The sequence below is a fragment of the Stenotrophomonas sp. YJH_SMC_17 genome (genome assembly GCF_059371655.1).
This window is the reverse complement of record NZ_JCAFUU010000006.1, coordinates 1-20,452: the sequence shown is the minus strand read 5'-3', so window position 1 is coordinate 20,452 and position 20,452 is coordinate 1. Positions and strand designations below refer to the sequence as shown.

Here is a 20,452-nt window from a genome sequence, read left to right as displayed (position 1 = left end):
GTTGGCGCGTCTGCGGCACCGCGCGAAACGCGTGCCAACCCAGGTTGGCACCTACCGGAGCATTTCGGGCCACTCGCGCAGGATCACCACCGGCGCGCCCATGCGCGCGCAGGCGCGGCTGGCCAGGCCATCGGGCAATGCGCGACGGAACAGCGGCGCCATGCCCTGCATCAGCTTCGCCGACGCTGCCGCCTGCGCACGCTGGCGGCCAGTGCGTTCCAGCATGCCCTCGGCCCAGTCCGGCAGCAACGCCGCGCCCGCCCCCAGGAACACGTCGCGCGACAGCCCCGGCACCGGGACCGGCAGGCGCACGCCGGACAGCACCTCCAGCACCTCGCGCGAGCGATCATCCACGCGCAGTTCCGGCTGCCGCGCGCAGAAATACGCCGCCACCTCCGCTTCGCTGCGCGGTACATCCACCGCGCCCAGCGCCTCGGCCACCCGGCGGTACTCGTCGTAGTAGCGATCGGCGATGTACGCCGGCACCTCGCGCCCGTAGCGGCGGAAGCCCTGCAGGAAACCAAACGCTTCGGTCACATGCACCCAGGTCAGCAGTTGCGGATCATCGGCGGCGTAGGGCTCGCCCTGCGCGGTCTGGCCGCGGATCTGCGCATGGATGCGACGCACCTTGGCCACCAGCGCTTCCACCTCGCCGCTGGGCGCATAGCTGGTGCCGGCGACGAAGGCGGTGGTGCGGCGCAGGCGACCCACCAGGTCCTGGCGGAAGTTGGAGTGGTCGTAGACCCCGGCCAGCGCACGCGGGTGCAGGGTCTGCAGCATCAGCGCGCACAGCCCGCCGGCCAGCATCGAGGGGAATTCGGCATGCAGCCGCCAGGTGACGCTGTCGGGGCCGAACCAGCCCGGATCACCCACCGGCTGGTCGTAATCGATGCCGCTCTGGCCACGCGGGAAGGCCTCCAGCACCCAGCGCCGGATCGGCGCGGTGACGGGGCGGGAAAGTCGCTGCAGCAGAGCGGGCATCACAGGTCCAGGAAAGGCGGAAGTACGGCCGCGCGTTGCGCGGTCGCCCCCGATTCTGGGCGATCACGACGCCGGCGGCGAGTCTCCGCGCTCAGCGCCCGTTTCATGTGCGGCCGCAGCACATTTCACCCTGCGACATCCTGTCGCAGGCTGCAACCGCGATGCTGCGCTGCAGCAACATTCACCCATTCAGACAAAAGCCTTACCCCGCTTGGCATTGCGCCCATTGCACGGCTCGCTGGAAGTGCTAGAACTGGACCCGCCACACCGTCCAATGCTGATCGACGCACGTTCCACAAGGAGCCAGCCATGATTGCTTTGTTCAAGGGTTTGGGACTACTGCTTCGCGACAACGAGCTCTACAGCAGCCCGTTCGACAAACAGGTCGCGCACTGGCGCAACCTCAGCGAGCAGCAGATCCGCGATGAAGTGGCCGTGCTGGCCCAGGCCAAGTGCCAGTGGCTGATCGCCTCGATCGTCGGCTGGCAGGCGGCCTCACTGTTGATCCTCGGCCTGATCACCAACTACCTGTGGCGCGACGACTACCACATCACCTTCACCCGCGTGGTCGTGGTGTTCGGTTCGTGGATCTCCATCCTGTTCGTGATCTGGTTCATGGCCAACATGTTCGACCGAACCGCCGGTTTCGAGCGCTGGATGAAGGCCTTCAACAGCCGCGCGCGCATCAGTTCCAAGGCCGACAGCGTCGAACACGTAGCCGAGGCGCTGGACCTGGCCGAGCACTACCCGGAAGTGCTGGACTACAAGCAGGCGGTCACCGCCAAGCGCGAACTGCGCCACGAGGACATCCGCATCATGACTGAGATCGGGCGCATGAAGCAGCACTCCGAGCTGGTCGGCCGCCTCAACCATGTCGGCGAGAACGAACACCACCACGACCTGACGCTGCAACCTGCCTACTGACCCTTCGGGAAAGCGGGGGGACCCACACTGCCACCGTGATCACTCACGGTGGCAGTGTTCTATCGGGTCCTGGCTGACACACTGGCGGAAGCCGCTGGGCAGGTCACGCATCGCCTCGGTCGTCCCCACCGCCACGGCGAACCGGCGCAACGGTGGCGTCGCACACGCGGCGTCGGTACTGCACGCCGGGTCCAGCACCAGATAGTGGCATTGGCCACTACTGCTGGCGATGCACTGGAACCGTGCCTCGCCGTCGACCACGCTGCCCTTGCTGTACAGCGTGTCCATGCCGTTGGCACGGGTGCGGGTGATCGAGGTAGTGCTGGATTTGTCGCAGCCGGCCAGCGGCAACGCCGCGATGCAGGCAAGCACGAACAGGCGCATGGTGCCTCCGGGTTGCGGCTACATGCCGCGGAACAGGCTCATGAACGGTTGGCTGACCACCAGCGTCTCCGTGCGTCCACGCAGCCGCAGCACACCGCGGCCGGTATCGTCGCGGCTCACCGCCGCCACCGATTTCATGTTGACGATGGTCGAGCGGTGGATCTGGCGGAAGTGCTGCGGATCGAGCACGTCCAGCAACTCACGCAACGGCGTGCGCAGCAGGCTCTCACCCGCGGCCGTCACCACGGTGGTGTACTTGTTGTCGGCGCGGAAGTAGGCCACGTCCTCCAGCATGATCAGCTGCGTCTCGCGGCCGTTGCTGGCGGTGATCCAGGCCAGCGGTGGGCGCTCCGCGGCCCCCGGCGATGGGCCCAGCCGCTGCAGCAGGCGCTCAAGCACGGCATCGTCCTGGCGCGTTGAAGGCAACCGCGAGAGGATGCGCTCACGCGTGGCCAGCAGGCGCTCGTCGCTGACCGGCTTCAGCAGGTAATCCATCGCGCCCTGCTCGAACGCATCGATGGCGTACTGGTCGTAGGCGGTCACGAACACCACTTGAGTGCGTGGGCTCAACTCGGACAGCGAGCGTGCGACTTCAATGCCGCTGATACCTGGCATGCGGATATCCAGGAAGGCAATATCCGGCTGCTTCTCGGCCAGCTGCTCCAGCGCGCTGGCGCCGTCCTCGCACTCGGCCACCAGCTTCAGCTCCGGCCACAACCGGCGCAGCTGCTCCACCAGTGACTGCCGCAGCAGTTCCTCGTCTTCGGCAATGAGGGCTTCAAGCGGCATGGCTGCGCTCCTTGTTCGACTGCGGCAGGGTCATGGTCGCGGCCACGCCGCTGGGGAAGTTGGCAACGATTGCCACGCCGGCCTGCTCGCCACAGGTCAGGCGCAAACGTTCGCGCAGGTTCTTCAGGCCGATACCGGTACCGCTGGTGCCCTGGCCGAAGCCGAGGCCGTCGTCGGCCACGGTCACCGTCACGTGGTCATCGAAGCCGCGCGCCAGGATCCAGATCGTGCCGCCGCCGGGCTTGGGTTCCAGGCCGTGCTTGATCGCGTTCTCCACCAGCGTCTGCAGCGCCATCGCCGGCAGGTGCACGCCCTGCAGTTCGTTGGGCACCTGCACCTCCACCGCCAGCCGCGCGCCCATGCGGATACGCAGGATCTCCAGGTAGGCGCGCGTGCGTTCCAGCTCCACGCCCAGCGTCGACACCGACTCATCCACCTGCGGCAGCGAGCTGCGCAGGTACTGGATCAGGTGGCCAAGCATCTGCTCGGCGCGCGCCGGATCGGTGCGGGTCAACACCTGCGCGTTGGCCAGCGTGTTGTAGAGGAAGTGCGGTTCCACCTGCGCATGCAGCAGGTTCAAGCGCGCGACCGACAGTTCCTTCTCCACCTGGGTCTGTTCGGCCGCGGCCTGTTCGTCGCGGCGCTGGTCGGCCACGCGGCGGCTGATCGCGCGGGTCACCGCTTCGGCGTTCTCGAAGTTGCTGCCCTCGTCCAGCGCGAGCAGATCGGCCCACCAGCCAGCGTCTGGTTCGAACAACAGCGTGACAGTGCTGGTGCCCTGCCCCGGCGTGACCGTGGCCAGCACACTGTTGCGCTTGATCGCCAGCCGCGCCGGCAGGTTCCAGCGCGAGGGCTGGCGGCCATTCCAGAGATCGACCCGGCGCACGTAGGCGCGCACCTGCAGGCTGCCGGCCGAGCTTTCCACATCCTCCACGCGCGGAAGTTCGGCAATTGCCGCTTCCACCACGGCGTAGGCCTGGCCGGCGTCCATCGGCAGTTCCACCTGGCGGCGCTGGCGCCCTGACAGCGTGGTCGAATCCAGCCGGCCAGCCACCAGCCAGACCCGGCGTATATGGGTGATCGCGCTGCCCAGCGCGGAGATCATCAGGAACATCGCCAGCAGGCCGAACACCCAGCCGGGGCCATCGTTCATGCCGCTGAAGATGCCGCTCCAGACCATGCCGGCAACAACAAGCGCGGCGGCCCAGGCCAGCAGGTGGCGGATCAGGAGAGAGAGGCTGGCGAACACGACGGCGCCTTGGAGGAAGGGGGTGAGCCGAGCATAGGGCGGTCCGCCGGGCAAACAAGCGAGTTGCGACGAAGGGCCGGAAAGCGGGGATGGAAGCCTTCAGTGCAACGCCGGGCATGGCCCGGCGCTACCGGAGGGTGGCGAGGCAGCGCCCCGCAATCCCTCATCTGCGCTGGTCGGCGCTGGCGTCACGCACGGCGCGGAACGACTCGTCCTTGCTCCAGTTCGGCCAGCTGCGCGAGTTGGCCAGCTGGTTGCCCAGCGTGTACAGCACCTCCAGGTCGCGGGCGGCACCGGCGAACACCCAGTCCGGCTGCCATTCGTCGCCCTGCTGGTGGTAACGCTTGGCGGTGTAGTCCTCGGAGGCCTTCTTGCCTGCGGCCACGCCGCCGTCCACCCAGTCCTGGCCGGCCGACCAGGACAGCGCCGGCACGCCACGCTTGGCGAACGGGAAGTGATCGGAGCGGAAGAACAGGCCTGCTTCCGGCTTCGGGTCCGGGGTATAGCGGATGTCCCAGCCCTTGGCCACGTCCTTCAGCTGGTCCAGCAGCTCGAAGCGCGCGGCACCGTAGATGCCGAAATCACGCGACGGGCCGAACGGCGCCATGCCGTCCATGTTGATCACCGCCACGGTCTTTTCCAGCGGGTACAGCGGATGGGTGGCGTAGTACTCCGAACCCAGCAGGCCCTTTTCCTCGGCGGTGACCGCCAGGAACAGCACCGAACGCTCGGGGCGCTTGGCCTTGGCGAAGCCGCGGGCAAGCTCGATCAGCGAAGCGGTACCGCTGGCATTGTCCAGTGCGCCGTTGAAGATGCGGTCGCCGCGCGCGTCCGGCTCACCCATGCCGATGTGGTCCCAGTGCGCGCTGTAGATGAGGGTCTCGTCCGGATGGCGGCTGCCTTCCAGGCGCGCGGCCACGTTGTGCGAGGTGATGACTTCGGTCTTCACCGCATACTTCGCGTCCAGGCTGGCGCCGGTCAGCGGCACCGGGGTGAAGTCGCGCTGCTGCGCCTTCTTCTTCAGCGCTTCGAAGTCCTGGCCGGCCGAGCGGAACAGCTCCACCGCCAGGTCACGCTGGATCCAGCCTTCCAGCAGCGGGTGGCTCTCGGACGGGTTGTCGCGCACCACGTCGAACATGGTGTTGGTGTTGGAGCCGGCCACCGTGGCCCAGCCATAGGAGGCCGGTGCAGTCTCGTGCACGATCAGCACGCCCAGCGCGCCCTGGCGTGCGCCTTCCTCGTACTTGTAGGTCCAACGGCCGTAGTAGGTCATGCCCTTGCCGTCGAAATCGCCCTGGCCGGTTTCGAAGTCCGGGTCGTTGATCAGCACGACGGCGATCTTGCCCTTCAGGTCCACCCCCTTGAAGTCGTCCCAGTTGCGCTCCGGCGCCTTCACACCGTAGCCGAGGAACACCAGCGGCGCCTTGCTGATGTCGACGTTGCTGGCGCCGTTCATGGCGGCACGCACGGCAATCTGCTTGCCCTGCTCCAGCGGCAGGGTCTTGCCGCCCTGGTGCAGCGCCAGCTGCGGTGCGCCGACGATGTCGCCCTTGCGCAGGGGCACGGCCTGGGTCCACAGGCGCTTGCCGTCCTTGAGGTCACCGCCGGGCTGCAGGCCGGCCTCGGCGAACTGCTTGCTGAGGTAGGCGATGGTCTTCTCTTCGCCCGCGGTGGCCGGGGAGCGGCCTTCGTAGGCGTCGGAGGCCAGTTCCTTGACGTCGGCGGAGATCCGCGCGCCGTCGAATTTCGGGGTGGCCGCCATCAGTGCGCTCGACACTGACAGGGCCAGCAGGCCCAGTGCTACTCGCTTCATTGCTCTCTCCAGCAGGGAAATCCTTCTGGAGTTTAATGGGATTCGGCAGGGCTGCGCCCTGCACCTGCCGAAGCCGGGGCAACAGCAACAGCCGGAGCAACAGCAACAGTAGAAGCAGGCATTCGGTGGGATGGCGGGGTGGGTCCGGTTGCGGGGGACGCCGTGAACCCTTCCTTGGGGGCTTGGCCGCGGCATCCATGCCGCGGACACCCCCGCAACCGGCCCCTCCCCGCCTTCGACAGGTTCCCGCTGCTGTTGGTGGGTGTCGACCATGGTCGACACGAACGGAAACAAGAAGGGGCCAGATCCCTTTCCCGGCGGGAAAGGGCTCTGACCCCATCTGTGTCTTGCTTGGGCGTGTTACCAGTTCGGGTCTTCGGCCGGGGCCGCGGCGGGCTTGGGCTTCGGCTTGGCCGCCGGGCGCGCGGCGGCGGCCGGTGCTGCCGAGGCTGTTGCGCCAGCAGCGGCGGCAGCCGGCTTGCTGCCCAGCTTCTGGCGCAGTTCGATCTGGCCCGGGCGGAAGCCGCCACGCATCGCGTCGACGCCGTCTTCGATGGTGCCGTAGGAGGTCTGTGCGGCCACGCGGTCGATGCGGATGGTGCAGCACGGGTGTTCGCTGCGGCCTAGCGAGCGGCCGGTCTGCGGGTCCTTCAGTTCTTCGCCCAGGCGCACGGCCTGCCAGCGCTGGCCAGCCTGCAGCGTTTCGCCGCCCTGGCTCAGTACCACCTGGTCGCCGTCCACCGAGACGACCGACACCGGGAACAGCGTGGTGACGATGGTGGTGCCGATCTGGCCGGACAGCGATTCCATCATCGCCGCCGCCATGTTGCGGCCGTTGACCACGCGCGGCAGCGTGCTGGGGCCGGTCGAGGCCAGCTGGTGGTCGAAGCTGTCGGACATCACCACCTGGCCGGTGGTGGCGTTGATCAGGCGCAGGGTGATGCGGCCACCACCGGAGTACGAGGTCACCTGGCGGTCGGACATGCGCAGGTTGCGCACGCTGCGCGGGTACTCGAAGCGTTCGATGGTCGGGATCAGGATCAGATCGGTCGCCAGCTGCTGGCCCACGCGTGCGGTGTCCTGCAGGCGGACGTTGCCGCTGTTGATGTGGTCGATCTCGGCCTGCAGTTCGTCACCGAACTCACGGTCCAGCACGATGAAGCGCTGGGTCTGGGTCAGGGTGTCGGACAGGCGGGCACGGATCGCGTCGGCCACTTCATCGGCATCCACGCGGCCGTCGCCCACGGCGTAGCTGCCTGCCTTGGTACGCGGCAGGGCCACCACGATCTTCGGCTTGCCCTGCTCGTCCGGTGCGCGGTACTGGGCGATCTGCGCGCGCACGCGCACCTTCCAGTAGCTGCGCATGCTGCGATGGGTCACGTCGGAGTCGAACGAGCTGGCGCCACGCTTGGCATCAACACTCACCTTCTCGTCGTAGCGTTCACTGACGCTGGCCGAGGCCGAACCGCTCTTGGCCGAGGCTTCGCCGGACGCGCTGGCCGACGCCGAGCCCTTGAAGCTCCAGCCTTCGTCACTGGCGCGCACGCGGGCGATGGTTTCCTCGTCCAGCTGCCGCACTTCGTCCTGCGACAGGATTTCATAGCCCAGCACCGCGCCCTGCGAGCCGGCGATCATCTGCTGGGTGAACGCGTCGGCGCGGATATCGCCGACGTGTTCGCCATCCACATCCACATGCAGGCCTGCACGCAGGCTCTGCATCTGGCTGGCCACGCGTACACCGTTGACCTGCGCCACGGCCGACTGCAATGCCGCCAGCACCGCCAGTTCCGGGGTGCTGCCGATGCCGTCGGCTTCACGCGCGACCTGGGTGGTGCCACCGAAATCCGGCGTGCCACGCAGCGGCGCGTCTTCCACCGGCGCATTGCTGGCCAGTGCACTGGTTGCCTTGTCCTTGGCGGGCGCGGCGGCCGGGGCGTCCTGCTTGCCACAGGCTGCAAGCAGCGTGGCAGCAAGACCCAGGCCGATCAAACGGGTTGTCGTGCGCATGGAGATTCGCCTCGGATCAGAGCTTGTCGAGCATCGAATCGGCGTTGGACGGCACCTTCACCTTGCTCTTCTTGGCGAAGGTCACGGCCGACTTGGTCGAGCCGTACAGGCCCTGGATGAAGCCCGGCGATTCCTTGGCCACCCATGCACCTGCGGCCAGCTTGCGGCCGACGGTGGCCAGCTGGGTCGCACCCAGGTTCTTCATGCCGGCGGTGAAGTTGCTGGCCTCGCCGCCCAGCTTCTGTGCTTCGGCCGCCGAGGCCAGCAGCGAGACCAGGCCTTCGGCATAGTGCTGCTTGGATTCAGCGTTCAGTTCCGGCTGTGCGGCCTGGCGCTCGTTGATCGCCGCCTGCGCAGCTTCGCTGACCGACACCGACTTCTTCATCGCATCGACGCTGACCGAACCCGACGACAACGCCTGGCGCTCGGCTTCCAGCAGCTGCACCTGCTCGGCCAGGCCGAAGGCGCGGGCGAACGAGGTCTGGGCCTGCAGCGAGTGCGACTGCGAGGTAACGAAGCGACGCACCAGCGCTTCCTGCGCGGCTTCGTCCGGAGCGGCGGCGCTGGAGGTGCTGCTGGAGGTACCGGTGGCGGCACCGGCCAGGTCCTTGAGCTTGCCCAGGCCAGCATGGGCCGGCATCGACAGGGTGGCGGCAGCGATGGCCACGGCAAGAGCGGTAGTGCGGATCATGTGAGTGTCCTTTGGGAGAGACGGCCGCGATGCGGCACGTGGGAAATCGATAACCCCAGGGCGATGCCGAGCTCGGCCTCCCCGGAGTGGGGGATCAGCGAACCGCCTTGACGTTCAGTTCGTTGATCATCTGCTGGGCGGCCTTTTCAGCCGCCAGCTGCAGGGCATTGGTACGGGCCACGGTTTCATTGGGGCCGGTGCCTGAGAACTGCACCGGGCCCACCGACGACACGGTGCGCGGGAAGCGACCGGTCACGTCCAGCACCTTGCCGGTAACGGTGACGAACACGCGGGTGTTGCCGCTGGCCGGATCGCGGTCGCGCATGCCAACGTCGAGGTTGCCGACGGCGATGTACGGAATGTTGGCCGCACGGATGCCGTTGGCGGTGTCACGCAGGGTGGCGGCAGACAGATCGTTGCCGGTGCTGAAATCCTTGCGGATGCGCTCGATGCTCAGCAGGCCACGCGATTCACCTTCCACGTATTCGGCTTCAACCACTTCGTAGCCGGCGGCGCTGAAGGCACCGGTCATCGCCGTGTTGACCTCGGCGGCATTGGCCACCTTCCAGCTGATGTTGTCGCTGCGCTGGGTGGTGCTGCCACCGCTGGTGACCGACATCGACGCGTTCTGGTTGATGCTGCCGTTGGTGCTGACCGAGTTGCCGCGGAAGCTGTCGCCCTCGCGGGTGTTCTCGTTGTAGCTGGAGCTGACGTCGGTGCGGCGGTACTCCTTGTCCTGGAACGACTGCACGGTGTCCTGCGAGCGCGCCATGAACAGGAAGGTCAGCAGCGAGCGCTGCGCGGCGGTGGCACCGGCCACGGCCGAACCGGCATCCAGCTTGGTCTGCAGCAGGGTGGTGTTGATCTCGGCGCGGACGGTGACGCTGTAGGTCTTGGCCTTCTTGTCTTCGGTGTCCGACAGCTGCACGGCGCTGAGCACGTAGCGGTCGATCTCGCCGATGAACTCGGCGCGGCGGGCTTCGAACAGGCGCAGCTTGGCCGCACCGCTTTCGGCGATGTACGCCTCCAGTGCATTGACCTTGGCCTTGTTCAGGGCCTGGGCACGGGTATCGGCGCTCAGGCGCAGGCTGTAGCTGGCCGAACCGGTACCGCGCGAGCTGGCGGTCTGCGCCGCGACCGGCGAGGCCACCGCCAGGGCGATGAGGAACAGCAGAAGGGTACGCATCAACGACATGACTTGATCAACTCCTGGAGGGCTTGGGTCTGCTGCTGCAACGGGCGGCCGCCCGGCTTCTGCTCATCCAGCCAGGCGCGCGAATCGGCACGCTTGGCGGCGGCGCCGGCGAAGGCATCGAAGCCCGCCAGCAGGGTTTCGTAGCTGGCCGACCACTGGTCGACCTGCCACTGCGTCACCGGCACCACCTTGGTGGCTCCCTTGCGCAGCGGCTGTTCGAAATAGACCTTGCCGGAGAACGGCTCGGTCACCTTCGCGGTGAAGAACGCGCCGAACAGCATCGTCTTCATCGCCGCGGTTTCTTCAATCACGCCGTTCTTCAGCGCATCGACCTGTACGCTGATGACGTAGTCCGGCTCGGGGATCTTCAGCTGGTAAACCTTGCCGTCGGCAAAGCGCGCGGCCATCGCACCGCCGATCGCCTGGCCCGAGGCCGGCGGCAGCAGGCCCACACCGGTATTGGACGACAGCGTCTTGGACAGCTCATGCGCCAGGGTGGCGCGCAGCGGTGCTTCCCACTTCGGGTCGGGCAGCTTGCTGCGCGCCGCATCGGACAGCGTCACGCCGCCCACCTGCAGGCGACGCACCGCGGCATCGGGCAGCCTGGCCTGGGCGAGGCTGGTCGCGAGCACCTGCGACAGGCTGGTGGCAGCGTTGCCGTACAGCAGATCGGCGACGATCGCGTCGATATCGTCGTTGTCCGGACGGTAATCCTGCACGTCGATGCGCTGCAGGGTCACCGGATAGGACGCGATCACCTGGCGCTCGCGGAAATCGAAGAACAGCGCCTGCAGGGCCACTTCCACCAGTACCTTGTACTGGTTGCCGATCGGCTCGACCGAGACCAGCTCGCGGTCCAGCGCGGCGGCCAGCACAGTCGCGCTGGTGGTGCCGTCGAGCATCGCCACCGTCTGGTCGATCAGTTCCAGGTTCGCCGGCGGCCGGCGCTTGAGCGCCTGCGCCAAGGTCTGGTTCAGCGGGATCAGGCCGCGCTTTTCCAGCACCGCGTGCGCATGCGGCGTGGTCGCCTGCACGGCAGCGGCATCCGCGGTATAGGCAAAGCCGGCCCAGTAGGCCTGCTGCGATTTGTCTGCGGCCTGCGCAGCCATCGGCCATACGGCCAGGCACAGGGCATAGGCAAGCAGGCGCGCAAAAGCGCGCGATGCGCTCTTCGTCCTTGAATACATCCAACCGCTCCTCGGTCAATACGCACGGAACGTGGACGCTCATGCGCCCACTGGGCGCGAAACATAGCCGCTCAGGCGCCTGCCGACAAGTGCTGCGTTCGTCGCAGTCACTCCGTGGTTGGCAGGCCGGCCTTTTGCCGCAGCAGGCCCCGCTCTGCCTGGTTCTGGCTGAGTCTGGCGGCTTCCGCGAAAGCGTGACGTGCGTCGAGGTCACGCCCCAAGGACTGTAGTACTTCGCCGCGTACCACCTGCAACGGCGCGTACTCGCGCAGGCGCGGCTCATCCAGCAACGGCTGCAGTTGTGCCCACGCAGCGAAGGCGCCCTCGCTGCGCAGCACCGCCACGACCCGGTTCAATGCGACAACCGGCGAAGGCATCACCTGCAGCAACCGGGTATAGAGCGAAGCGATTCGAGCCCAGTCGGTGGCGTCAGCCCGGCGCGCAGCCGCATGGCAGGCGGCAATGCGTGCCTGCAGCACATAGGGATCGTCGCCGCCACCGGCCGCCAGCGCGCGCGCCAGCGCCTGCTGGCCACGCTCGATCTGCAGCCAGTCCCAGCGGGCTCGGTTCTGCTGGTCCAGCAGCACCGGCGCACCCTGCGTGTCGGTCCGTGCCGCAGCTCGCGAGGCCTGCAGCTCCATCAATGCCAGCAGCCCCAGAACCGGCGGCACCGGCAGCCGATGGGCCAGGATGCGCGCCAGCCGCAGCGCTTCCTCGCACAACGCCGGTCGCATCCAGTCATCGCCGGCGCTGGCCGCATAGCCTTCATTGAAGACCAGGTAGATCGCCTCCAGCACTGAAGCCAGCCGCTCGGGCATCGCCTCCGCGCGCGGCACTTCATACGGCACCTGCTTCTGCGCCAGCGTACGTTTGGCGCGCACGATGCGTTGGGCGATGGTCGGCTCGGGCTGCAGGAAGGCGCGGGCGATCTCGGTCGTGGTCAGGCCACCGAGCAGGCGCAGGGTCAGTGCCACCCGCGCATCGGCTGGCAGCACCGGGTGGCAGGCCACGAACATCAGGCGCAGCAGGTCGTCCCCCAGGTCATCTTCCAGCGCCTGGCTGTCATCCGGCGCTGGCAGGGGTGCCGGATGCAGCTCCTCACCCCATTGCGCATGCTGCTGCGCCACGCGCTGGTGCTGGCGCAGCACATCGATGGCACGGTTGCGCGCAGTGGTCATCAGCCAGGCTCCGGGATTGTCCGGGATGCCCTGCTCCGGCCAGCGCTCCAGCGCGGCCAGCCAGGTGTCCTGGGCCAGCTCCTCGGCACGGCCGACATCGCCCCCGAGCAGCCGCGCCAGGCGCGCGATCAACACCGGCGACTCCATCCGCCAGAGGGTTTCCAGACGCTGCGTCAGTGCGGGATCGGGCATGCGCCGATCACAGCACGCACGCCCGGTCCGCACAAGCGCCGCAACTCACGCGTCCACAATCGGCTTGAAGCCGCCCCAGAACATGCGCTTGGTATCGAACGGCATGTCCTTCGGGCCCAGCGATGCCAACCGTGGGTCAGCCATCACCTTCGCGTTGACGCGGTCGCGTGCCGCACGCGAGCGGAATACCACGAAGGCGACGATCACCGTCTCACCGGGCCTGGCCTTCACCGCGCGCGGGAATGACGTGCTCTTGCCCGGTTCCACGTCGTCGGCCACGCACTCGATGTACTGCAGCGCGCCATGGTCCTTCCACACCGCGCCGGCCTTGCGGGCAAGGCGGCGGTAGGCCGCCACCTTGTCCTGCGGGCACGGCAGCACGTAAGCATCCACGTAAGCCATGAGGGTTCTCCCTTGCGGCAGCCGTCAGCCCGGCTCGCCGTCCATGTGTGCGATTTCCCAGAGATGGCCATCCAGGTCCTGGAAGCCACGCTGGTACATGAAGCCAAGATCGCGCGCCGGCTGCGGTTCGCTGGCGCCTGCGGCCAAGGCCTTGTCCACCATCACGTCCACCGCCTTGCGGCTGTCGGCCGACAGGCAGGTGATCACCTCGGTGTGGCGGTGCGCATCGGCAATCGCCTTGTTGGTGAACTGCTTGAAGAACGGCTGGGTCAGCAGCATCACGAAGATGCTCTCGCTGATGACCATGCAGGCCGCATCGTCATTGGTGAAGGTGGGGTTGAAGCTGTAGCCCAGGGAGGCGAAGAAGGCCTTGGAGGCGTTGAGGTCCTGCACGGGCAGGTTGACGAAGATCATCTGCGGCTGCGGTGCACTCATCGGTAAAGCTCCTTGTGGATGGAGGAAAGAAGAATCAGGGCTGCTTCATGCAGTTAACCATCCACGGCTTGCCGTAGCGGTCGATCAACATGCCCCAGCGGTGCGCCCAGAACGTTTCGGCGATCGGCATCTGCACCTGGCCGCCTTCGGCCAGCGCGGCGAACACGCGCTCGGCTTCCTTGATGCTGTCGACATCGACATTGATGGTGGTCGAGCCACCCTCGCCGCCGCCGGGGCCGTCGGCGGCCATCATGATGGCGTTGCCGATCTCCAGCTGGCTGTGCGCGACGTGGTCGAGGGTTTCCGGCGGCATTTCGTTGCAGCCCGGCGAGCCATCGGAGGGCGGCATGTCGCGGTACTTCATTTCCGACGTGACCTGGCCACCGAGTGCCTTGGCGTAGAACGCCATCGCATCGTGGGCCTGGCCGCTGAAGCCGAGGAAGGGAATCAGTTTCATGGCACTACTCCGTTGAGGGATTCAGGGTGGCAGCGCCAGGCCATGCCCGGCGGGGAAATGGAATGGATCAACCTTCCAGCTGTGCACGCAGACGCTGTTCCTGCTGCTGTAAGTCGGGGGTGAAGGCTTCACCGAAGTCTTCGGCGGTGATCAGGGGGCGCAGTTCCAGCGTGCCGCCACTGCCGAACGGCGCACGGCTGGCCCACTCGACGGCCTCGTCCAGCGAGCGCACGTCCCACAGCCAGAAGCCGGCGATCTGCTCGCTGGCGGGACCGAACGGGCCGGCCTCGACCCTGGGCGCGCCGCTGCCGAAATGAATGCGGCGACCGCGCTGGGTGGCGTGCAGGCCTTCACCGGCCAGCATGATGCCGGCGGCCACGAGTTGTTCGTTGAAGGCGCCCATTTCGGACAGTTCCTGTTCGCTGGGCATGCGGCCGGCTTCGGAGTCGGCGTTGGCCTTCACGATCACCATTACTTTCATTGCAGTCTCCCGTGGGGACGCGTGGTGCGTGCCCTTCACTGGGTACAACGAACCAAGGGGCTGGGAATCGACACGTCCTCTAAAAATTATTTCTTCCGTGGAAAGCGCGCCTTCGGCGGAGGTCGGCGAACGGCGGAGCCCCTCCGTGGTGGGTTGGGTGGGTCGCTGAAAGCTGGGTTCCTGGGCTTTGCCGGGCGGGTAGACGGGTCGGGGGACGCCGTAAACCCGTCCCTGGGGGCTTGACCGCGGCTTGCTCGTGTGCGCTGTCCTGCGCACACGGCAAGACCGGGGTTGGGCATCGTGCCCAACCCGCCCGAGGCATGCCTCGGGCCCATGCCGCGGACACCCCCGCCCCGCCTACCCGCCCGGCCCTGGACAGTTTCCTGCCTGCGGTATCCACCCCGGGAAGATCAAGAAAAAAGGCAAAGGCAAAGGCAACGGCAAAAGCAACGGCGGTTGGCTGGCGGCCTCGGCTTTGCGAGCGAAGCGACCCGCTTTTGCTCTTGTTGTTGATTTCCCGTGTTGGGTCGGCCGCAGAGATCTGTCCAAGGCCGGGTGGGGAGGCAGGACAGGGGCGTGAGCCGCATGGATGCGGCGACCGAGCTAACATGGACGTACTTGCAGCGCCCCCTGCCCTGCCTCCCCACCCGGCCAAATCCAAGAACCCGAGCTTTCAGCGACCCACCCACCCCACCACGGAGGGGCTCCGCCGTTCGCCGATCGCCCGCCGCAGGCGGCTTTTCGCGCTGCAGCATGCCGACAGGCAAACCTGCGCCATCATGGACACCCCGCCCCCGCCAGGACCGTGCCATGCAGCAGTACCTGCTTCTGATCTACATCGAGCCTGCCTTGCTGCAGGCGCTGCCCATCGAAGAGTTCAATGCGCTGATGCGCGACTGCCTCGCCCACGCCGACCAGCTGCAGGCCGAGGGCACGCTGCTGGTAGCGCAGAAACTGCAGCCGGTCGACACCGCGCAGACCCTGCGTGTGCGCGATGGCCACAGCCGTGTACTGGATGGCCCGTTCGCCGAAACCCGCGAACTGCTGGCCGGCTTCAACCTGATCATCGCCCGCGACCGCGACGAAGCCATGCGCATCGCCCGCGACTTCCCGTGGGCCCGCTTCGGCAGCATCGAAGTGCGGCCGCTGGAAGACATGGACGCCGAGCGCGAACGCTGCGGCGCCCCCGCCACGGCTATGGCAGCAGCCGCACCCTGATCTCGCGCGGGCCGATGCCTTCGTTGCCGCTGTAATCGCGCACGCTGGCACGCACGACGTACTCGCCCGGCGGCAGCGCCGCCGGCTGCCAGCGGCCGGTTTCCATCAGGCCATCGCGCACGGTGTTGGTGGCAAGGTAGCGGAAACGGGTCACCGCGCTGCCATGCACGGTGATGCCGCTGTCCGGCGCGTAGGCCACGCGCACAGCCTCCCGCTGCGGCGGCATGCGGTTGAACACGATGTTCCAACGCGGCTGCTCGTAGCCCTGCAGCGGTTGGCCGCCCGCATCGAGGATCTGGTAGCCCACCTGGTACATGCCCAGGCGGCGCCGCGGCAGATTGTTATCGACCTGGTCCCAGGCCTCCACCACGATCTGCACGCCACGCCCCTGCCGCGCCACCATCACCACGCCATCGCTGCCCGCAGCCATCGGTTGGTCGTTGTCGTCCAGCAGCGCCACATCGGTGATGCGCGGCGCGAAGTGGTCGGCGTAGTTGTGGAAACCCAGTGCCACGGCGTTGGTCTCGAAGCCGCCGGTGCCGACGGCCAGGTGCACATGCGCCTGATTGTTGATGCTGCCCAGGCGGTCCCCAACATGGATGCGCATGCCACGCCGTACGCGCATCCGCTCCAGCCTGCCCTGTTCGTCGTACAGCGCCTGCCAGCGCCCATCGAAGGGTTCATTGCGCGGGGTGCGGCCCACCCGCATGTGGATGTACTTGAGGCGGTCCACCGCCAGGCCCTCGGCCTGCTCACCCAGGCTCCAGGCCGCCATCGGGCTGCTGATCTTGCCGTCGGCGATCGCCAGCACGGTCTGGCCCACGTCACCGCGCACGTCGAAGCCGCCGTGCAGGTGATGGCGACTCTCGCCCTTGAAGTTGCCGCGCACTTCCCCCAACGTGCCGACCACTTCGTGCCAGCCATCCTGCGGGGCCAGCGGCCAGCGTCCGCCAGTATCGGGCAGCGTGGCATCGGCGGCCGGGCCGACCAGCGCCGGCGCGGGCAGCTCACCCACCGGAAGCGGGCGCAGGCGGTGCAGACGGTAGGCGGTGGCATCGGCCACCAGCACGCTGCCGTCGGCGTCCATCGCCAGGCCACTGGGGCGGGCCAGGCGTGGCAGTCGACCGTTGCCGACCAGCGCGATCTGGTGGCCCTGCGGCGTCACCTGCACGATGCGGCCATCCATGTCGCCCACGTACAGCACGCCATCGTGGGTGGTGGCCAGCGACAGCGGGCCATTGATCACACCTCCGCCCCCCACCACGGTGCTGACCGTGCCATCCATGCCGACACGGCGTACCGCGTTGTTGAACAGATCGGCCACCAGCAGCGCACCGTGCGCATCGAAGGCCAGCGCCACCGGCGTATCGAAACGCGCAACGCTGCCCACGCCATCGGCCGATCCCGGCCGCTCACCACCGGCCAGGGTGCGCACCGTGCCGTCGGTGCCGATCACCCGGATACGGTCGTTGTAGGTATCGGCCACGTAGACCTGGCCCTGCGCGTCCACCGCGATGCCCATCGGCGCATCAAAGCGCGCCTGCGCGGCCGGCCCATCGGCATAGCCCTGTTCACCGCCCGCCAGCGTGGTTACCTGGCCGTCGGTGCCGATGCGGCGGATCGCATGGTTGCCGGTGTCGGCCACATACAGGTTGCCCTGCGCGTCGGCGGCAATGCCCGAGGGCGTATTGAAACTGGCCTGTAGTGCCGGGCCGTCAACGCGCCCCTCGCCCTGCCCGGCTACGGTTTCGACGTGGCCATCGGGAAGGCGGCGACGGATCCGGTTGTTGTCACCGGCATCGGTGAAATACACGCTGCCATCGGCACTGCGCAGCAACGCGTACGGATCGGCGAAACGTGCCTGCGCGGCGGCGCCGTCGCGGTCACCCGGGTGGCCATCGCCGGCCAGCGGTTCGATCTGCGCGGTCCACGCCAACGGCGTTGGAGCCGGACCCGCGGGTTCAGCCAGCGTAGGCAGCGGTGTCTCCCACCAGGTTGCGGCCAATGCCACTACCGTCGCCAACGCCACGCCTGCCGCCATCCATTGCCACCGTGCCATCGTGCTGCGCTGCCTGCTGCTGTGTGAAGAGGCACAGACAATAGACGCTGAGCACGGCATGCGCCACGGCCAATCGTACGGCCGGATACCAGAATTCCATGCACCGCGCTTGTTCTCGCTGGCCACAGCAGGTTCAATGCGGTTCCCACGGATGGAGATCCTCCATGCCCCGCACGCTCCCCCTCGCCGCCCTGCTGATCGCCGCACTGGCCAGCACATCCGCTTCCGCATCGATCACGGTGGCGCCGCAGAAGCCGTCGGTCACCAGCGACGCCGTACACATGGCCTATGCCACGCGATGGGATGAGGCGATCCAGCAATCGCGCAGTGGCAACACGCTGGGTGCGCTGATCGCGATGGAGCGGCTGATGGAAGACCCGCTGCTGGACGACTTCGATGCCGAGCACCGCGGCCGCGCCGCGCAGGTGGCCGGCTGGACCGCGATGGTGCAGAAGAAGCCCGAGCAGGCCCGCCGCTACCTGCAACGGGCGCAGGAGGCACTGCCGGAGGATGCGCAGATCCTGCTGACCCTGATGTCGCTGGAACTGTCCGAGAACAGGCCCGTTCCGGCCACCCAATATCTGGTGCAGGCGCTGAAGCATGCCGACGCGCCGCTGCCGCTCGAACACCAGGCCGTCAACTATCTGCAGTACCGCCTGCGCGACCAGCCGCAGCAGCGCATGGAGCTGCTGCAGGCACTGTTCGACAACGGCTGGAAGAGCGGTGGCCTGGAACCGACCGGACTGTGGCTGGCCTTGGCCACGCTGCAGGCCGACAACGGTCGCGGCGACGACATTCCCGCCACCTTGGCCCGCATCACCGCCCCCGCCGAGATCATTCGCCTGCGCAGTGACAAGCGCTTCGATCGCTACGTCGACCGCACCGATCCGCGCTTTGATCCCGTGCAGGCTGCACAGAAGCACCTGGACGAACTGCGCGTATCAGGCCTGCTGGATCGCAAGCTGGATGCACGCATGGCCGAATTCAGCAGCACGCTGCTGATGCTGGACCGCAACGAGGAAGTGCTGGCGCTGACCGATGGCATGGCCCGTGCAGCGGCCGAGGGCGAGTCCCCGTCGGCGCAGGAGGCCGAATGGGTGGCGTGGCTGCTCAACAGCCGGTTCACCGCACTGCGCCGGCTCGGGCGCACCGACGATGCACTGGCGGCGGCGCAACAGGCGGCCCGCATTGGTGCGCTGGGCCCGGACGGCATCGAGCATCAGTTGAATGTCAGCTTCGTGCTCACCTCGCTCGGGCGCATGCAGGACGCCGCGCAGGCGGTGAACGCTATCCAGGGCCTCGCCGGGTACGGCAAGGCCGCACAAGCCCTGGTGCAGTTCACCGCCGCCCGCGAGCGCGGTGATGCCAGGGCGATGGACGCTGCGCGCAGCGTGATCCTTGCCGAGCGCAACGACGCCCACCTTTTCCATCGTGAGATGCTGCTGGACGAAGGCAACCTGGAGGGGGCAGCCGCCGTGCTGATCGATCAACTGCGCTCCCCCATCGACCGTGGCGAGACACTGGCCAGCCTGCAGGACATGCGTACCTACCCGTCGCTGCCGGGCGACGTGAAGATCGATGCGGCCTGGCGTGCGCTGAAGCAGCGCGCTGACGTGCAGGCGGAAGTTGCCCGTCTTGGCCGCATCGAACGCTACGAACTGGTCAGCACCTCCACCTCGCGCTGAGCGGCTTTTGTGTAGAGCCGAGCCCACGCTCGGCTGCAATTGATGCAGCCGAGCATGGGCTCGGCTCTACAACGCCACGTGCAGGCAGCACCGTCCGCCTAGTGCGCCGGCACCTCGGTACGGATGCCCATCGCCTCGCGATAGCGCGCGTACAGCGCCATCACCTTGTCCACGTAGGCCAGGGTCTCGGCATACGGCGGCACGCCCTTGTAGCGGGTGACCGCACCGATACCGGCGTTGTAGGCCGCCGCCGCCAGCGGCCGGTCACCGTTGTAGCGGCGCAGCAGCGCGCGCATGTAGCGGGCGCCACCGTCGATCGACTGCTGCGGCGAGAACGGATCATTCACGCCGTACTCCTGCGCGGTCTCCGGCATCAGCTGCATCACGCCCTGCGCGCCCTTGGTCGAGACCGCCAACGGATCGAAGTTGCTTTCGGCGTGGGCGATCGCGCGCAGCCAGGCGTCATCCACGCCGGTGGCCTTGGCGGCGGCCTTGAACTGCTTGGCATGCTGCGCCAGCTGCGGTTTGCCGACCTTGCCAAGGCCCTCGTGGGCGGGTTCACCCGGCGGCGTGGCCACGGTGAACTTCAGGAAAACCTTCGAGCCGGGCAGGTTGCGGGTGGAGTAGACCAGCACGCCATCCTGCTCTCGCTCGTACAGCACACCACTGAACACACCCATGTTGCCCCACAGGTTCGGTGTCTGGATGGCGTTGTCGTCGATTTCCCTGGGGGTACAGCGCGAGCCGGGTTCCGGGGCAGTGGCCAGGCTGACGGTGTTGCCCTGCACGCAGCGGTAGACGGTGCGCGCAGCGGCCGGCCCGGGCCACAGGCTGGGCAGCAGCAACAGCGCGATGGCGGCAGGGCGGGGGAACATGGCGGCCGGATGATCCGGCCGCAGCCGCTAACGCCAAGTGAATAGGGGTGGGACGGGTCCAGGGACCAGCACTGGCACGGTACCGGTACCGGTACCGGTAGAGTCGACTGTTAGTTGTGATCTCTCGGTAGGTTGTTCATCCGGGGCATCTTTGGAAAATGGTGGTTACCACACCTGTCCAGTCCCCAAAGAGCCCGGATGAACCACCATAAAAATGCCCGTTTGACGCCGTTTAGTCGAGAACTTCTTG

General features: G+C 67.4%; 20 protein-coding genes. 3 read left to right on the top strand and 17 right to left on the bottom strand.

Features of this window, described 5'->3' with window-relative positions:
• Nucleotides 1-51: 51 nt before the first annotated feature.
• Nucleotides 52-981 (bottom strand): oxygenase MpaB family protein, encoded by a 930-nt coding sequence (locus AC5P8Z_RS15685; protein WP_495229462.1) that lies wholly within the window; start codon nucleotides 979-981, stop codon nucleotides 52-54.
• A 309-nt stretch (nucleotides 982-1,290) separates the two neighbouring features.
• On the opposite strand from AC5P8Z_RS15685, the gene AC5P8Z_RS15680 reads away from it, so the two are divergent.
• Nucleotides 1,291-1,905, top strand: a complete 615-nt coding sequence (locus tag AC5P8Z_RS15680; RefSeq protein WP_106549748.1) for a hypothetical protein — start codon at nucleotides 1,291-1,293, stop codon at nucleotides 1,903-1,905.
• 39 nt (nucleotides 1,906-1,944) lie between these two features.
• Here the strand turns inward: AC5P8Z_RS15680 and AC5P8Z_RS15675 are convergent, their stop codons facing one another.
• The 13 genes from AC5P8Z_RS15675 to AC5P8Z_RS15615 form a co-directional block, all read right to left on the bottom strand.
• Nucleotides 1,945-2,289, bottom strand: coding sequence for a hypothetical protein (locus AC5P8Z_RS15675; protein WP_495229461.1), 345 nt, complete (start codon nucleotides 2,287-2,289; stop codon nucleotides 1,945-1,947).
• An 18-nt stretch (nucleotides 2,290-2,307) separates the two neighbouring features.
• Nucleotides 2,308-3,078 (bottom strand): LytR/AlgR family response regulator transcription factor, encoded by a 771-nt coding sequence (locus tag AC5P8Z_RS15670; RefSeq protein WP_286070807.1) that lies wholly within the window; start codon nucleotides 3,076-3,078, stop codon nucleotides 2,308-2,310.
• Nucleotides 3,068-4,327, bottom strand: a complete 1,260-nt coding sequence (locus AC5P8Z_RS15665; RefSeq protein ID WP_286070806.1) for a sensor histidine kinase — start codon at nucleotides 4,325-4,327, stop codon at nucleotides 3,068-3,070. Before AC5P8Z_RS15665 ends, AC5P8Z_RS15670 begins: the two co-directional genes overlap by 11 nt.
• A gap of 163 nt (nucleotides 4,328-4,490) precedes the next feature.
• The gene (locus tag AC5P8Z_RS15660) at nucleotides 4,491-6,140 is read right to left on the bottom strand and encodes a M28 family metallopeptidase (RefSeq protein ID WP_286070805.1); all 1,650 of its coding nucleotides are present in this window, start codon (nucleotides 6,138-6,140) and stop codon (nucleotides 4,491-4,493) included.
• Between the two features lie 360 nt (nucleotides 6,141-6,500).
• On the bottom strand, nucleotides 6,501-8,147 hold the full coding sequence (locus AC5P8Z_RS15655; protein ID WP_286070804.1) for a CsgG/HfaB family protein: 1,647 nt from the start codon (nucleotides 8,145-8,147) through the stop codon (nucleotides 6,501-6,503).
• Nucleotides 8,148-8,163: 16 nt separating this feature from the next.
• Nucleotides 8,164-8,838, bottom strand: a complete 675-nt coding sequence (locus tag AC5P8Z_RS15650; RefSeq protein WP_295568355.1) for a hypothetical protein — start codon at nucleotides 8,836-8,838, stop codon at nucleotides 8,164-8,166.
• Nucleotides 8,839-8,932: 94 nt separating this feature from the next.
• Nucleotides 8,933-10,033 (bottom strand): hypothetical protein, encoded by a 1,101-nt coding sequence (locus tag AC5P8Z_RS15645; protein WP_495229460.1) that lies wholly within the window; start codon nucleotides 10,031-10,033, stop codon nucleotides 8,933-8,935.
• A complete protein-coding gene (locus AC5P8Z_RS15640) occupies nucleotides 10,024-11,220 on the bottom strand; it encodes a hypothetical protein (RefSeq protein WP_495229459.1) in 1,197 nt (398 codons plus the stop codon). Before AC5P8Z_RS15640 ends, AC5P8Z_RS15645 begins: the two co-directional genes overlap by 10 nt.
• Nucleotides 11,221-11,327: 107 nt before the next feature.
• Nucleotides 11,328-12,590 (bottom strand): RNA polymerase sigma factor, encoded by a 1,263-nt coding sequence (locus AC5P8Z_RS15635; protein WP_495229458.1) that lies wholly within the window; start codon nucleotides 12,588-12,590, stop codon nucleotides 11,328-11,330.
• A 45-nt stretch (nucleotides 12,591-12,635) separates the two neighbouring features.
• On the bottom strand, nucleotides 12,636-12,992 hold the full coding sequence (locus AC5P8Z_RS15630) for a DUF1428 domain-containing protein (protein ID WP_286070798.1): 357 nt from the start codon (nucleotides 12,990-12,992) through the stop codon (nucleotides 12,636-12,638).
• Nucleotides 12,993-13,016: 24 nt separating this feature from the next.
• Nucleotides 13,017-13,427: a VOC family protein gene (locus AC5P8Z_RS15625; RefSeq protein ID WP_188219105.1), complete on the bottom strand. Its 411-nt coding sequence runs from the start codon at nucleotides 13,425-13,427 to the stop codon at nucleotides 13,017-13,019.
• Nucleotides 13,428-13,461: 34 nt separating this feature from the next.
• The gene (locus AC5P8Z_RS15620) at nucleotides 13,462-13,884 is read right to left on the bottom strand and encodes a VOC family protein (protein ID WP_286070797.1); all 423 of its coding nucleotides are present in this window, start codon (nucleotides 13,882-13,884) and stop codon (nucleotides 13,462-13,464) included.
• A gap of 67 nt (nucleotides 13,885-13,951) precedes the next feature.
• A complete protein-coding gene (locus AC5P8Z_RS15615; protein ID WP_241885894.1) occupies nucleotides 13,952-14,365 on the bottom strand; it encodes a YciI family protein in 414 nt (137 codons plus the stop codon).
• Between the two features lie 810 nt (nucleotides 14,366-15,175).
• Here AC5P8Z_RS15615 and AC5P8Z_RS15610 point away from each other — a divergent pair.
• Nucleotides 15,176-15,583, top strand: coding sequence for a YciI family protein (locus AC5P8Z_RS15610; protein WP_286070796.1), 408 nt, complete (start codon nucleotides 15,176-15,178; stop codon nucleotides 15,581-15,583).
• On the opposite strand, the gene AC5P8Z_RS15605 is transcribed toward AC5P8Z_RS15610, so the two are convergent.
• Together AC5P8Z_RS15605 and AC5P8Z_RS15600 are read right to left on the bottom strand one after the other, a co-directional pair.
• Nucleotides 15,561-17,624 (bottom strand): NHL repeat-containing protein, encoded by a 2,064-nt coding sequence (locus tag AC5P8Z_RS15605; protein ID WP_495229529.1) that lies wholly within the window; start codon nucleotides 17,622-17,624, stop codon nucleotides 15,561-15,563. The genes AC5P8Z_RS15610 and AC5P8Z_RS15605 overlap by 23 nt on opposite strands.
• Complete coding sequence (locus tag AC5P8Z_RS15600; RefSeq protein WP_286072080.1) at nucleotides 17,545-17,742, bottom strand: hypothetical protein; 198 nt, start codon at nucleotides 17,740-17,742, stop codon at nucleotides 17,545-17,547. Before AC5P8Z_RS15600 ends, AC5P8Z_RS15605 begins: the two co-directional genes overlap by 80 nt.
• 64 nt (nucleotides 17,743-17,806) lie before the next feature.
• Here AC5P8Z_RS15600 and AC5P8Z_RS15595 point away from each other — a divergent pair, with 64 nt between their 5' ends.
• Nucleotides 17,807-19,327 carry a tetratricopeptide repeat protein gene (locus AC5P8Z_RS15595; RefSeq protein ID WP_286070795.1) on the top strand — a complete coding sequence of 507 codons (1,521 nt, stop codon included), beginning with the start codon at nucleotides 17,807-17,809 and terminating at the stop codon, nucleotides 19,325-19,327.
• Between the two features lie 98 nt (nucleotides 19,328-19,425).
• Here the strand turns inward: AC5P8Z_RS15595 and AC5P8Z_RS15590 are convergent, their stop codons facing one another.
• A complete protein-coding gene (locus AC5P8Z_RS15590) occupies nucleotides 19,426-20,202 on the bottom strand; it encodes a lytic transglycosylase domain-containing protein (RefSeq protein ID WP_286070794.1) in 777 nt (258 codons plus the stop codon).
• Between the last annotated feature and the right edge of the window lie 250 nt (nucleotides 20,203-20,452).